Annotated in this window: 11 protein-coding genes; 4 read left to right on the top strand and 7 right to left on the bottom strand. The window is 65.2% G+C overall.

The window, feature by feature from the left end:
* Positions 1-3: 3 nt before the first annotated feature.
* Positions 4-1,422 (top strand): FAD-dependent oxidoreductase, encoded by a 1,419-nt coding sequence (locus J5M67_RS00280; RefSeq protein WP_207882147.1) that lies wholly within the window; start codon positions 4-6, stop codon positions 1,420-1,422.
* Positions 1,423-1,629: 207 nt separating this feature from the next.
* The gene (gene hemE, locus J5M67_RS00285; protein ID WP_207882149.1) at positions 1,630-2,694 is read left to right on the top strand and encodes a uroporphyrinogen decarboxylase; all 1,065 of its coding nucleotides are present in this window, start codon (positions 1,630-1,632) and stop codon (positions 2,692-2,694) included.
* Between the two features lie 389 nt (positions 2,695-3,083).
* On the opposite strand, the gene gabP is transcribed toward hemE, so the two are convergent.
* Both gabP and J5M67_RS00295 read right to left on the bottom strand, forming a co-directional pair.
* Positions 3,084-4,475, bottom strand: coding sequence for a GABA permease (gabP, locus tag J5M67_RS00290; RefSeq protein ID WP_207882151.1), 1,392 nt, complete (start codon positions 4,473-4,475; stop codon positions 3,084-3,086).
* Between the two features lie 244 nt (positions 4,476-4,719).
* Entirely contained in the window at positions 4,720-6,039 is a 1,320-nt protein-coding gene (locus tag J5M67_RS00295; protein WP_207882153.1) for an MFS transporter, read from the bottom strand.
* Between the two features lie 262 nt (positions 6,040-6,301).
* Here J5M67_RS00295 and J5M67_RS00300 point away from each other — a divergent pair, with 262 nt between their 5' ends.
* The gene (locus J5M67_RS00300) at positions 6,302-7,210 is read left to right on the top strand and encodes a LysR substrate-binding domain-containing protein (RefSeq protein ID WP_207882155.1); all 909 of its coding nucleotides are present in this window, start codon (positions 6,302-6,304) and stop codon (positions 7,208-7,210) included.
* Between the two features lie 79 nt (positions 7,211-7,289).
* A complete protein-coding gene (locus J5M67_RS00305; protein WP_207882157.1) occupies positions 7,290-8,057 on the top strand; it encodes a ParA family protein in 768 nt (255 codons plus the stop codon).
* 40 nt (positions 8,058-8,097) lie between these two features.
* On the opposite strand, the gene J5M67_RS00310 is transcribed toward J5M67_RS00305, so the two are convergent.
* From J5M67_RS00310 to selO, 5 genes are all read right to left on the bottom strand, one after another.
* Positions 8,098-8,904, bottom strand: a complete 807-nt coding sequence (locus J5M67_RS00310; RefSeq protein ID WP_207882159.1) for a universal stress protein — start codon at positions 8,902-8,904, stop codon at positions 8,098-8,100.
* Positions 8,905-8,981: 77 nt separating this feature from the next.
* Positions 8,982-9,425: a YiiD C-terminal domain-containing protein gene (locus tag J5M67_RS00315; protein ID WP_207882161.1), complete on the bottom strand. Its 444-nt coding sequence runs from the start codon at positions 9,423-9,425 to the stop codon at positions 8,982-8,984.
* 105 nt (positions 9,426-9,530) lie between these two features.
* Positions 9,531-9,965: a thioredoxin TrxC gene (trxC, locus tag J5M67_RS00320; RefSeq protein WP_207882163.1), complete on the bottom strand. Its 435-nt coding sequence runs from the start codon at positions 9,963-9,965 to the stop codon at positions 9,531-9,533.
* A 51-nt stretch (positions 9,966-10,016) separates the two neighbouring features.
* Entirely contained in the window at positions 10,017-11,294 is a 1,278-nt protein-coding gene (locus J5M67_RS00325) for a bifunctional O-acetylhomoserine aminocarboxypropyltransferase/cysteine synthase (RefSeq protein WP_207882165.1), read from the bottom strand.
* 123 nt (positions 11,295-11,417) lie between these two features.
* Entirely contained in the window at positions 11,418-12,878 is a 1,461-nt protein-coding gene (gene selO, locus J5M67_RS00330) for a protein adenylyltransferase SelO (protein ID WP_207882167.1), read from the bottom strand.

Genomic DNA, 12,878 nt, shown 5'->3' on the forward strand with positions numbered 1-12,878 from the left:
GAAATGTCTGAACGTCTGAATAACGACTTCCAGTTCATCGAAGTCGGGCGCAAGGATCCGAAGAAGAAACTGCTGCGCCAACGCAAGCGCGAGTTCGTGGAAATCTACGACTTGTTCAAGCCGGCGCAGGCCGCTGACCAGGCGCACCGCTGCCTGGGCTGCGGCAACCCGTACTGCGAGTGGAAGTGCCCGGTACACAACTTCATCCCCAACTGGTTGAAGCTGGTCTCCGAAGGCAACATCCTCGCCGCCGCCGAGCTGTCCCACCAGACCAACACCCTGCCGGAAGTCTGCGGCCGGGTGTGCCCGCAGGACCGCCTGTGCGAAGGCGCCTGCACCCTGAACGACGGCTTCGGCGCGGTCACCATCGGCTCGGTGGAGAAGTACATCACCGATACCGCCTTCGCCATGGGCTGGCGCCCGGACATGTCCAAGGTCAAGCCCACCGGCAAGCGCGTCGCGGTGATCGGTGCGGGCCCGGCGGGCCTGGGCTGCGCCGACGTGCTGGTGCGTAACGGCGTGACCCCGGTGGTGTTCGACAAGAACCCGGAAATCGGCGGCCTGCTGACCTTCGGCATCCCCGAGTTCAAGCTGGAGAAGCAGGTGCTCTCGCGCCGTCGCGAAGTCTTCACCGGCATGGGCATCGAGTTCCGCCTGAACACCGAGATCGGCAAGGACATCGCCATGGAGCAACTGCTCGATGAGTACGATGCCGTGTTCATGGGCATGGGCACCTACACCTACATGAAAGGCGGCTTCCCCGGCGAGGACCTGCCCGGCGTGCACGATGCGCTGGACTTCCTGATTGCCAACGTGAACCGCAACCTGGGCTTCGAGAAGTCGCCGGAAGACTTCGTCGACATGAAGGGCAAGCGTGTCGTGGTGCTGGGCGGTGGCGACACTGCGATGGACTGCAACCGCACCTCCATCCGCCAGGGTGCCAAGAGCGTGACCTGCGCCTATCGCCGTGACGAAGAGAACATGCCCGGCTCGCGCAAAGAGGTGAAGAACGCCAAGGAAGAAGGCGTGAAGTTCCTCTTCAACCGCCAGCCCATCGCCATCGTCGGCGAGGACAAGGTGGAAGGCGTGAAGGTGGTCGAGACCCGTCTCGGCGAGCCGGACGCCCGTGGCCGTCGCAGCCCCGAGCCGATCCCGGGCTCCGAGGAGATCATCCCGGCGGAAGCCGTGCTGATCGCCTTCGGCTTCCGCCCGAGCCCGGCCCCATGGTTCGACCAGCACCAGGTGGAAATCGACAGCCAGGGCCGCGTCATTGCCCCGGCCGCCGCGCAGTTCAAGCACCAGACCAGCAATCCGAAGATCTTCGCCGGCGGCGACATGGTCCGCGGTTCCGACCTGGTGGTGACGGCGATCTTCGAGGGGCGCACTGCGGCTGAAGGCATCCTGGATTACCTGGGCGTCTAAGCCGGACCTGTAGGGGCGAGGGGGACGCCATTGTTATTGCTCGCGAACTCTGGCCCCGCAGCGGGGTTTGTTCGCGAGCAAGCTCGCTCCTACGAAAAGCACATTCCAGTGCGGCAGAATGCCGCTTAAGACAAAAGGCACGGCACCCGCCGTGCCTTTTCGTTTGGGCTTTGCGAAAATGCCCGCACTTTTTTTCCGGATGCCGTTATGACTGCCCTGAAGAACGATCGCTTCCTCCGCGCCCTGCTCAAGCAGCCCGTCGATGTCACCCCTGTCTGGATGATGCGCCAGGCTGGCCGCTACCTGCCGGAATACCGCGCCACCCGCGCCAAGGCCGGTGACTTCATGAGCCTGTGCATGAACCCGCAGATGGCCTGCGAAGTGACCCTGCAGCCGCTGGACCGCTACCCGCAGCTGGACGCGGCGATCCTCTTCTCCGACATCCTCACCATCCCCGACGCCATGGGCCAGGGCCTGTTCTTCGAGACCGGCGAAGGTCCGCGTTTCAAGAAGGTCGTGACCACCCAGGCCGACATCGACGCCCTGCCGATCCCCGATCCGGAGAAGGACCTGGGCTACGTGATGGACGCCGTGCGCACCATCCGCCGCGAGCTGAACGGCCGCGTGCCGCTGATCGGCTTCTCCGGCAGCCCCTGGACCCTGGCCACCTATATGGTGGAAGGCGGCTCCAGCCGTGACTTCCGCAAGACCAAGGCGATGCTTTACGACAACCCGCAAGCCCTGCATGCGCTGCTGGACAAGTTGGCGCAGTCGGTCACCAGCTACCTCAACGGCCAGATTCTCGCGGGCGCCCAGGCGGTGCAGATCTTCGATTCCTGGGGCGGCGCTCTATCGGCGGCGGCCTACCAGGAGTTCTCCCTGGCCTATATGCAGAAGATCGTCGACGGCCTGATCCGCGAACATGAAGGGCGCCGCGTGCCGGTGATCCTCTTCACCAAGGGCGGTGGCCTGTGGCTGGAATCCATGGCCAACACCGGCGCCGAAGCGCTGGGCCTGGATTGGACCTGCGACATCGGCAGCGCCCGCGCCCGCGTCGGCGACAAGGTCGCCCTGCAGGGCAACATGGACCCGGCGGTGCTCTACGCCAAGCCGGATGCCATCCGCGCTGAAGTCGCGCGTATCCTCGGCGCCTTCGGTAACGGCAATGGCCATGTGTTCAACCTCGGCCATGGCATCACCCCGGAAGTCGACCCGGCCCACGCCGGCGTCTTCTTCGAGGCGGTGCACGAGCTGTCGGCGCAGTATCACTGAGCCTGAGGCTCCACCGAAAAGCCCCGCAGTCGCGGGGCTTTTTGTTTTGAATGAATGTGTACGGCGACGCTCTTCGTAGGAGCGAGCTTGCTCGCCAACTGCTTGGCACCGATGTGCCCTTGTAGGAGCGGGCCATGCCCGCGATCGCGCGCATGGCGCGCTCCTACAGATGGGCGCTGCAGATCGGCGTTTCTCGGTAACGGCGGATTCCGCCGCGAGAGATTTCGCGGACAAGGTCCGCTTTTACGAAAGCCGATCCGCGCGTAGGAGCGGACTCCGTCCGCGATCGGCCTGAACGGCACACTACGACATGACGCAATGAAAAAAGCCCCGCTCGGAAGCGGGGCTTTTTCGTTCCCTCATGGAGCCTCACGCCCCATCAGGGTGCATCACGCGGCATCGCCCACCAGGCCAGCGGCCTTTTGGGCCTTGCGGCGGTTCGACACCAGCAGGCCCGAGCAGACCACCACGATGGTCAGCAGGGTGGTGGCGACCACTTCCATGCGGTGATCCGGGCGGATCAGCATGATCGCCAGGGCGCCGACGATGAACAGGATCACCGCCCAGGTCAGCCAGGGGAACAGCCACATCTTCAGCTTCAGCTGGTGGCCCTGGGCGAGTAGCTTCTTGCGCATGCGCAGCTGCGACATGGCGATCACCAGGTACACCAGCAGGGCGATGGCGCCGGAGCTGGCCAGCAGGAAGTTGAACACTTCGGCCGGAGCCAGGTAGTTGGCGAAGGTGCACAGGAAGGCCATGGCGGTGGACAGCAGCACGGCATAGACCGGGGTGCGGCTGACGCTGGTCACCTGGGCGATCTTCGGCGCGTCGCCGCGCTTGCTCAGCGAGTACATCATGCGCGAGGCGGTGTAGAGCGCCGAGTTCAGGCAGCTGGTCACCGAGACGAGCACGATGATGTCGACGATCAGCTTGGCGTACGGGATATGCAGGTGTTCCAGCACGGTCTGGTAGGAGCCCATGCTGACCAGGCGCGGGTCATTCCACGGCACCAGGCAGACCACGATCAGGATCGACAGCAGGTAGAACAGCGCGATACGCCAGATCACCGAATTGGTGGCACGGGTGATCTGCTGGGCCGGGTCCTTGGACTCGGTGGCGGCGATGGTGACGATTTCCGAACCCATGAAGGAGAACATGGTGGTCAGCAGCGCGGCGAGCACGGCGCCCCAGCCCTTGGGCATGAAGCCTTCGCTGGTCAGGTGGCCGATTCCGGAGACTTCGCTGTTGGGCGAGAAGCCGAAGATGGCCGCGCAGCCCAGCACCAGGAAGGCAATGATCGAGACGACCTTGATCAGCGCCAGCCAGAACTCGAACTCACCGTAGTTCTTCACGCTGAACAGGTTGGTGACGGTCAGCGCGGAGGTGATCACGAAGGCCAGGATCCAGATCGGTGCGCCAGGGAACCAGGCGTGGATGATCGCGGCGGCGGCATTGGCCTCCAGCGGAATCACCAGGACCCAGAACCACCAGTACAGCCAGCCGATGGTGAAGCCGGCCCAGTGGCCGATGGCGCGGTCGGCGTAGGTGGAGAAGGAGCCGCTGTCCGGCTGCGCGACGGCCATTTCGGCCAGCATGCGCATCACCAGGACCACCAGCAGGCCGGCGACCAGATAGGAAATCATGACAGCCGGGCCAGCCTCGGCAATGGCGTGGCCGGAACCTACGAACAGGCCCGCACCAATGGCGCCGGCGATTGAAAGCATCGTGACGTGACGATTTTTCAGGCCCTGGGAGAGGCCGGAAGAAGGAGTACTGCTCATGCTTTACCTACAACTACAGGAGGGAATTGCGTACTGCGGGAGCCGAGGTCCGTTTCAGGAATCCAACAAGTCGTGCATTTTTATTGACGCAAGGATCGCGCCATATTTTGTTACGACTTTAGTCGTAGGATGGGAATAAGTGCTACAACGCCCCCATTAGGGGCGTCGCAGGAGAGTCGAAATTTATCTTTGCACGACCGTCTATGGTCGCTTTTGGATATGTAGCGACAAAAGTGTGTAGAAACTACCCGTGACCGGCGAGTGTAGGGAGGTCGCGCGGTAACACTGCCAGGCGTGCCAGGTGCAGCGACACGAGCAGTGCGATCACCAGCAGGCTGGCGATGAACAGGCCCACACCATTCCAGCCGTAGTGGTGCCAGAACACCCCGCCTGCGGTACCGGCGACGCTGGAGCCGACGTAGTAGCAGAACAGGTACAGCGACGACGCCTGGCCCTTGGCTTTCAGGGCGCGGCGCCCGATCCAGCTGCTGGCGACCGAGTGCGCGCCGAAGAAGCCGAAGGTGAACACCAGCATGCCGACCAGTACCAGGGCCAGCGGTTGCAGCAGGGTGATCAGCAGGCCGCCGAGCATCAGTGCGATCATCGCCCAGAGCACCTTGCGCCGGCCCAGGCGGTCGGCCAGGGAGCCGACCCAGGCGGAACTGTAGATACCCGACAGGTAGACCACCGAAAGCACACCGACCACCGCCTGGCTCAGGTGGTATGGGGCCGCCAGCAGGCGGTAGCCGATGTAGTTGAACAGGGTGACGAAGGCGCCCATCACCAGGAAGCCCACGAGGAACAGCCAGGGCAGGCCGGCGTCGCGGAAATGCCCGCGGAAGCCTTCGGCCAGTTGGCGCGGCTTCAGCGGCGCCGGGCGGAAGTTCTTCGACTCGGGGAGGATGCGCCAGAACAGCAGCGCCGCGGCCAGGGCGAGCACGCCCAGGGTGGCCAGCGCCACATGCCAGTTCACGTAGTCCACCAGCACGCCGCTGATCAGCCGGCCGCTCATGCCGCCGATGGCATTGCCGCCGATGTACAGCCCCATGGACAGCCCGATGTGCTGCGGATGGATTTCCTCGGAAAGGTAGGTCATCCCGACTGCCGCCAGGCCGCTCAGCGACAGGCCGAGCAGCGCGCGCATCAACAGCACGCCGTGCCAGGTCGGCATCATCGCGCTGCCGAGGGTGAACAGCGCGGCGAGGACCAGCGAGGCGACCATGATCGATTTACGCCCGATGGCGTCGGAGATCGGCCCGGTAACCAGCAGGCCGAAGGCCATGGTGATGGTGGAGATCGACAGCACCAGGCTGCTTTGCGCCGCTGTCAGATCGAAGGCCTTGGACAGCACCGGCATCATCGGCTGCACGCAATAGAGCAGGGCGAAGGTGGCGAAGCCGCCGGAGAACAGCGCAAGCGAGGTGCGCATGAAGGCCGGGGTGCCTTTTTCGATGTAGCTTTCGATCTCTTCGACGGCGCTGACCACGCTGGTATTCGCCTGGCGCGCGGCATTCAGCAATTCGGGTTCGACTGGCTCGGAAGCCCGTAACGCAGATTGACTCACAACTCACCTCGATTCGGCTCGCGCAGGACGGCAAAAGGCCCGTGCAGCGGGGATGGCAGAAGTTTTTGGAGTTGTTATTGGGCTTGTGCTGGCAAGGATAAGGAGCTGTATTTATTATTTCCAATATATTAATCGACATGTTTAAGTCGTTTTGCGAATCAATGGTGGATACCGCCGTTTGCACCTGCGTGGTGTTGAACCGATCGCGGACGGAGTCCGCTCCTACCTGGTCGGGAATACCGGCGCTTTAACGGGGGAAAACATGGAACTGCGACATCTGCGTTACTTCATCGCCGTGGCCGAAGAGCTGCATTTCGGCCGGGCCGCCGAGCAGCTGGGCATCTCGCAACCGCCGCTGAGCCAGCAGATCCAGGCACTGGAAGAGGAGATCGGCGCACGGCTGCTGGAGCGCACCAACCGACGGGTGGCGCTGACCGCGGCGGGGCAACTGTTCCTGACCGAAGCGCGTCTGGTGCTGCAGCAGGTCGATCGCGCGGTGCTGCTGGCGCGCCGGGCGCACCAGGGCGAGATCGGGGAACTGAAGATTGGTTTCACCGCCTCCGCGCCTTTCACCTCGACTCTTCCGCGCAGCATCCTGGCGTTCCGCCAGGCCTACCCGGACGTCCACCTGGAGCTGCAGGAACTGAGCAGCGGCCAGGCCGTGGAAGCCTTGCTGGAGGAGCGCGTGGAGGTCGGCCTGATCCGCCCGATTGCGCTGCCGGACAGCCTGGAGGCCGTTGAGCTGTTCAGCGAGCCCCTGGTGGCGGTGCTGCGGGCCGACCACCCGCTGGCCGAGTCCAACCCGGACGGCCTGGAGATCGCCGCGTTGGCGGACGAACCCTTCGTATTCTTTCCCCGCAGCTACGGCACCGGCCTCTACAACCAGTTGATCGCCCTGTCGCGGCAGGCCGGCTTCAGCCCGCGCATCGCCCAGGAAGCCGGCGAGGCCATGACCATCATCGGGTTGGTGGCCGCCGGGCTGGGCGTCAGCATGCTGCCGGCCTCATTCCGCCGCACGCGGGTGGACGGCGTGGTCTACCGCACGCTGCTCGATCCGGGTGCGACCAGTTCGGTCTGGCTGGTGCGTCGGCGTGACGAACATTCGCCGCTGGCGCAGTCCTTCATCGACCTGCTGACCCGCGAGGTAGCCGCCTTGCGCGCGGTTGGCTGAACCGTTCGACGGAGGGCTCGCCGTTGTCATGGGCATTGCATAGAATCCGGAACACTCGAATGGATTACGGAGCAGGCTCATGCGGCGCGTGGTGTTCAATCAGAAAGGCGGAGTGGGCAAGTCGAGCATTGCCTGCAACCTGGCGGCGGTCAGCGCGGCGGAGGGCTACCGCACACTGCTGGTGGACCTGGATGCCCAGGCCAACTCGACGCACTACCTCACCGGCCTGACCGGCGAGGACCTGCCGGTGGGGATCGCCGACTTCTTCAAGCAGACCCTCTCGTCCGGACCCTTCAGCCGCAAGGGCAAGGTCGATATCTACGAGACCCCCTTCGACAACCTGCACATCGTCACCGCGAGCCCGGAGCTGGCCGACCTGCAGCCCAAGCTCGAGCAGAAGCACAAGATCAACAAGCTGCGCAAACTGCTGGACGAACTGGCCGACGACTACGACCGCATTTACCTGGATACTCCGCCGGCGCTGAACTTCTACACCGTCTCGGCATTGATCGCCGCCGATCGCTGCCTGATTCCCTTCGACTGTGACAGTTTCTCCCGCCAGGCGCTGTATGGGCTGCTGCAGGAGATCGAGGAGCTGAAGGAAGACCACAACGAGGAGCTGGAAGTCGAAGGCATCGTGGTCAACCAGTTCCAGCCGCGCGCCACCCTGCCGCAGCAGCTGCTGGATGAGTTGGTCGAGGAAGAGTTGCCGGTACTGCCGGTGTACCTGATGAGCTCGGTGAAGATGCGCGAGTCGCACCAGGCGTGCACTCCGCTGATCTTCCTCGAACCCCGGCACAAGCTGACCCAGCAGTTCGTCGAGCTGCACAACCTGCTGGAAGCCTGATTTCCTGACGCGCTCCGCCCAGGGAGCGCGCAGTGTCGCCTCACTGCGAGATGAGAATGTCGCAGGGAGGGCGGCGCAGGAAGTAGCGGGTCGAGCTGCCCAGCATGGCCTGTTCGATGGCGCCGCGGCTGCGGCTGCCGAGCACCAGCAGGTCCGGCGTCCATTCCCCCAGGGCGCTCTCCAGCGCCTGCTGGAAGTTTCCCGGTTGTACCGCACAAAGCAGTTTTGGCCCTTCGGCCGGCAGCTGTTCACGCTCGTCCTGCAGCGTCTGGCGCAGCAGCGCGCGTTGGGTCTCCAGATGCTCGTCAGCACGCTCGGCCTTGCCCGGCTGGTAGGCGTTGAGCGCCAGTAACTCGGCACTGCTCGGCAGCAGGCGGTAGCCGGCGCGCCAGGCCTGGCAGGAGCACAACGACAGGTCCAGCCCGGCCAGTGCCCGTGCATACGGAGCGGCGGACTCATCTACCGCCAGCAGGATTGGCGCGCGGCAATGACGGGCGATGCGTTCCAGGGTGGTGCCATCGAAGCGCTCGAGCAGTTGCTGGTGATGCGCGCCGATCAGCAGAAGGTCCGCCTTGAGCTCCTGCGCCGCCTGGGTGACGGTGGTCGCCGCGCGGCCCTGGCGGATCAGCAGCTGATAGTCGGCGATGGCGTTGGCCGCGGCGGCGTCGCGCAGCGCGACCTCGGCGGCCTCGCGGACGGTATCCATCATGCGGTCGGGGAAATACTCCTCGATCACATGCAGCAAGGTGACCTGCGCATCGTGCTGGCGGGCCAGCTGGGCGGCGCGGCGTACCGCGATGTCCGCCTCGACGCTGAGGTCATGGGCGACGAGCAGGTTCCTGTACATGGTGGGCTCCCTCTGTGGCGCGTCCACTGTCGCGCCACGTAGGAAATTTCACCTTGATGCAGGGCAATGGCCCGGATTCAGCGGCTGCGCAGCTGATAGACGGCGTGGCTCTCGGCGACGACGTTGCCTTCCGCGTCCTTGAGCTGCAGGTCGAGGACGAAGTCGGATTTGCCGGTGGTGGTCGCTTCCTCGCCGATGCGCTGGATTTCATCCTCGCTGAGCCAGGCGTCGACAGTGACGTCGCTGGCGGCGGGGCGCAGGAAGCGCAGGCCGGCTTCCTTGACGATGGGATAGAAGCGCCGGCTGTCGAAGCTGGTCAGCATCAGGATGCCGCCGGGCAGTTCCGCCACGGTGAACAGGGCGCCGGCGTACATGTTGTGGATGTGGTTCTCGTTGCCCTTGAGCGGCATGCGCAGGCGCACATGGCCCGGCTCCAGCACCTCGGCCTTGAGGCCGGTGCGTTTGACGAAGGCGATGTGTTCTTCGGTGAGCTGACGGATAAATTCTTCGGGGTAAGGCATGGGCGCGCTCCGTTTCGCCTGTTTGTCGTCTGCCCAAGACTAGCTGCGCCGCGCGGCCTGGCAATGACCGCGCGGATTGACCGGATCGCTCAGTGGGTAGAAGCGTCAGACGCCGTTGCGGGACAGCCAGTCCAGCAGCTGCGGCAGCGGCATGGCACCGCTCTGGCGCGCCACTTCCTGGCCGTTTCGGAACAGGATCAGGCTGGGAATCGAACGAATCCCTAAGCGGGTGGAGAGGTTCGGGTTGGCATCGCTGTCCAGCTTGGCCAGGCGCACCTTGCCCGACAGTCGCGCGGCAGCCTGTTCGAAGGTCGGCGCGAAGGCCTTGCAGGGGCCGCACCAGGCAGCCCAGACGTCCACCAGCAGCGGCAGGTCGCCCTTGGCCTGGGCGGCGAAGCTGGCTTCGTTCAGCTCGAAGGGACGGTCGACGATGACCGGCGACTGGCAGCGACCACAGCGCGGCGCGTCGCCCAGGCGTTCTGCCGGTACGCGGTTAAGGCCGTTGCAGTGCGGGCAGGGGATGATCAGAGATTCGGACATGGCGAGGCTCCAGAGGCTGTGACGCCAAGGTGGAGCCTCGCGGTCCGGGTTTCAACCCTCGGCGGAGCGCAGCGCCTGGGCGAGGTCGGCGAGGATGTCGTCGATGTGCTCGATGCCGATGGACAGGCGCACCATGTCGCGCGGTACGCCGGCCTTCTCCAGTTCCTCGTCGTTGAGCTGGCGGTGGGTGGTGGAGGCCGGGTGGCAGGCCAGGGACTTGGCGTCGCCGATATTGACCAGACGCACCACCAGTTTCAGCGCGTCGATGAAGCGCGCGCCGGCTTCCTGGCCGCCCTTGATGCCGAAGGAGAGGATCGCCGCCGGCTGGCCGCCCATGTAGCGCTGGGCCAGGGCGTGCTCGGGGTGGTCGGCGAGGCCGGCGTATTTCACCCAGCTCACCTGCGGGTGTTCCTGCAGGTAGCGCGCGACCCTCAGGGCGTTGTCGCAATGGCGTTCCATGCGCAGGGCGAGGGTTTCCAGGCCCTGCAGGATCAGGAAGGCGTTGAACGGCGACAGCGCGGCGCCGGTGTTGCGCAGCGGCACCACGCGGCAGCGGCCGATGAAGGCGGCGGGGCCGAAGGCTTCGGTGTAGGTGACGCCGTGGTAGGACGGGGCCGGGGTGTTGAGCAGCGGGAAGCGCGCCTTGTTCTCGCTCCAGGGGAATTTGCCGGAGTCGACGACGATGCCGCCGATGCTGGTGCCGTGGCCGCCGATGTACTTGGTCAGCGAGTGCACGACGATGTCCGCTCCGTGCTCGAAGGGCCGGCAGAGGATCGGCGTGGCGACGGTGTTGTCGACGATCAGCGGTACGCCATGGCGGTGCGCGGCGTCGGCCAGGGCCTTCAGATCGACGATGTTGCCCGCCGGGTTGCCGATGGATTCGCAGAACACCGCCTTGGTGCGTTCGTCGATCAGCGCTTCGAGGGCGGCGATGTCGTCGTGGGGAGCGAAGCGGGTCTGGATGCCGAAGCGCGGCAGGGTGTGGGCGAGCAGGTTGTAGGTGCCGCCGTAGAGCTTGGCCACCGAGACGATGTTGTCGCCGGCTTCGGCCACGGTCTGGATGGCATAGGTGATGGCGGCCATGCCGGATGCCACGGCCAGCGCACCGACGCCGCCTTCCAGCGCCGCCACGCGCTCCTCCAACACCGCGTTGGTGGGGTTCATGATGCGCGTGTAGATGTTGCCGGCGACCTTCAGGTCGAACAGGTCGGCGCCGTGCTGGGTGTCGTCGAAGGCGTAGGAGCTGGTCTGGTAGATCGGCACGGCCACGGCCTTGGTGGTCGGGTCGGGGCTGTAGCCGGCGTGAATGGCCAGGGTTTCCAGTTTCATCGTTCGAGCATCCTTGTGGGCAGAAAGGCCCGAGGATGCGAGCGGCGCCCGGCCCCGGTCAATGACCGGGAGCAATACCGCCGGGGCGCCGCTAGATCGCTTTTCGCTGAGCTTATAACCGCCTCAGGAGGAGCAGCTGATCTCCAGGTGTTTGCCCCAGTCCGGCGGGCGGCGGGTGAAGGCTTCGGCGCCGGGCTGTTCCTCGAAGGGCCGGCTGAGCACGTCGTGCAGACGACGCACCACGCTGTAGTCACCCTGTTCGGCAGCGGTGATGGCTTCCTGGGCGAGGTAGTTGCGCAGCACGTAGAGCGGGTTGACCGCGTGCATGCGCGCGCGCCGGTCGTCCTGGCTGCCGCCTTCGCGTTCGGTACGGGTGCGGTAATCGGCGGCCCAGGCATCGAACGCGGCCAGGTCGACGAAGTCCTCGCGCACCACCGACAGCGCCTGCTCCGCTGCCTGTTCGCCGAGGCGGCGGAAGAACAGCGAGTAGTCCACCGCGCCTTTCTGCATGGCTTGCAGCAGGGTTTGCACCAGTTCCAGGTCGCCGTCTTCCGCCGTGGTCAGGCCCAGGCGGCGGCGCATCAGGTCGAGGTAGTGCGCCTGGTAGAGCGGCAGGAACAGGTCCAGCGTGGCGCGCAGATCATCGACTTCGACGAAGGGCGTCAGCGCCTGGCCGAGGGCGGCGAGGTTCCAGTGGGCGATGGGCACCTGGTTGCTGAACGAGTAGCGACCGGTGTCGTCGGAGTGGTTGCAGATGTGGTTGGCGTCGAAGTCGTCGAGGAAGGCGTAGGGGCCGTAGTCGAAGGTGATGCCGAGGATCGACATGTTGTCGGTGTTCATCACGCCGTGGCAGAAGCCGTAGGCCTGCCACAGCGCGATCATCTCGGCGTTGCGCTCGACCACCTCGCGGAACAGGGCGAGGTAGGGCTTTTCCGATTCCAGGCACTGTGGGAAGTATTCGCGCAGGACGAACTCGCCCAGGACCTTCAGCTGTTCTTCCTGCTTGGTGTAGTAGAAGTACTCGAAGTGGCCGAAGCGCACGTGGCTGGGCGCCAGGCGCAGCAGCATGGCGCCGGTTTCCTTGGTCTCGCGCCACACCGTGGTACTGGAGCCGGTGACGCACAGCGCGCGGCTGGTGGGGATGCCGAGGGCGTTGAGGTATTCGCTGGCGAGGAATTCGCGGATCGACGAGCGCAGCACCGCGCGACCGTCGCCCATGCGCGAATAGGGCGTCTGCCCGGCGCCCTTGAGGTGCAGGTCCCAGTGCTCGCCGGCGTCGTTCAGCACTTCGCCCAGCAGCAGGCCGCGGCCGTCACCCAGGCGCGGGTTGTAGGCGCCGAACTGGTGCCCGGAGTAGACCATCGCCCGTGGCTCGGCCGCGTCCCATAGCTTGTGCCCGGCGAAAATCTCGGCGAACACCGGGGTGTCCGCTTCGCTCGGGTCGAGGTCGAGCAGCGCCATGGCCTGCGGACTGGCGATGACCAGGCGCGGGTCGGCGATGGGATCGGGCAGGACTTCGGTGGAGAAGACGTCGCCCAGGCGGGCGAAGCGGTTATCAAAGGTCAGTTCGTTGAGCTTTTTCAC

This window comes from Pseudomonas sp. 30_B, assembly GCF_017491605.1.
Classification (GTDB): Bacteria; Pseudomonadota; Gammaproteobacteria; order Pseudomonadales; family Pseudomonadaceae; genus Pseudomonas.

What these genes read in the sequence shown, in the direction of transcription:
- J5M67_RS00280 (WP_207882147.1), top strand. Translation starts at nt 4, where the DNA reads ATGTCTGAACGTCTGAATAACGACTTCCAGTTCATCGAAGTCGGGCGC.
- hemE (WP_207882149.1), top strand. Translation starts at nt 1,630, where the DNA reads ATGACTGCCCTGAAGAACGATCGCTTCCTCCGCGCCCTGCTCAAGCAG.
- gabP (WP_207882151.1), bottom strand. Translation starts at nt 4,475, where the DNA reads ATGAGCAGTACTCCTTCTTCCGGCCTCTCCCAGGGCCTGAAAAATCGT.
- J5M67_RS00300 (WP_207882155.1), top strand. Translation starts at nt 6,302, where the DNA reads ATGGAACTGCGACATCTGCGTTACTTCATCGCCGTGGCCGAAGAGCTG.
- J5M67_RS00305 (WP_207882157.1), top strand. Translation starts at nt 7,290, where the DNA reads ATGCGGCGCGTGGTGTTCAATCAGAAAGGCGGAGTGGGCAAGTCGAGC.
- J5M67_RS00310 (WP_207882159.1), bottom strand. Translation starts at nt 8,904, where the DNA reads ATGTACAGGAACCTGCTCGTCGCCCATGACCTCAGCGTCGAGGCGGAC.
- J5M67_RS00315 (WP_207882161.1), bottom strand. Translation starts at nt 9,425, where the DNA reads ATGCCTTACCCCGAAGAATTTATCCGTCAGCTCACCGAAGAACACATC.
- trxC (WP_207882163.1), bottom strand. Translation starts at nt 9,965, where the DNA reads ATGTCCGAATCTCTGATCATCCCCTGCCCGCACTGCAACGGCCTTAAC.
- J5M67_RS00325 (WP_207882165.1), bottom strand. Translation starts at nt 11,294, where the DNA reads ATGAAACTGGAAACCCTGGCCATTCACGCCGGCTACAGCCCCGACCCG.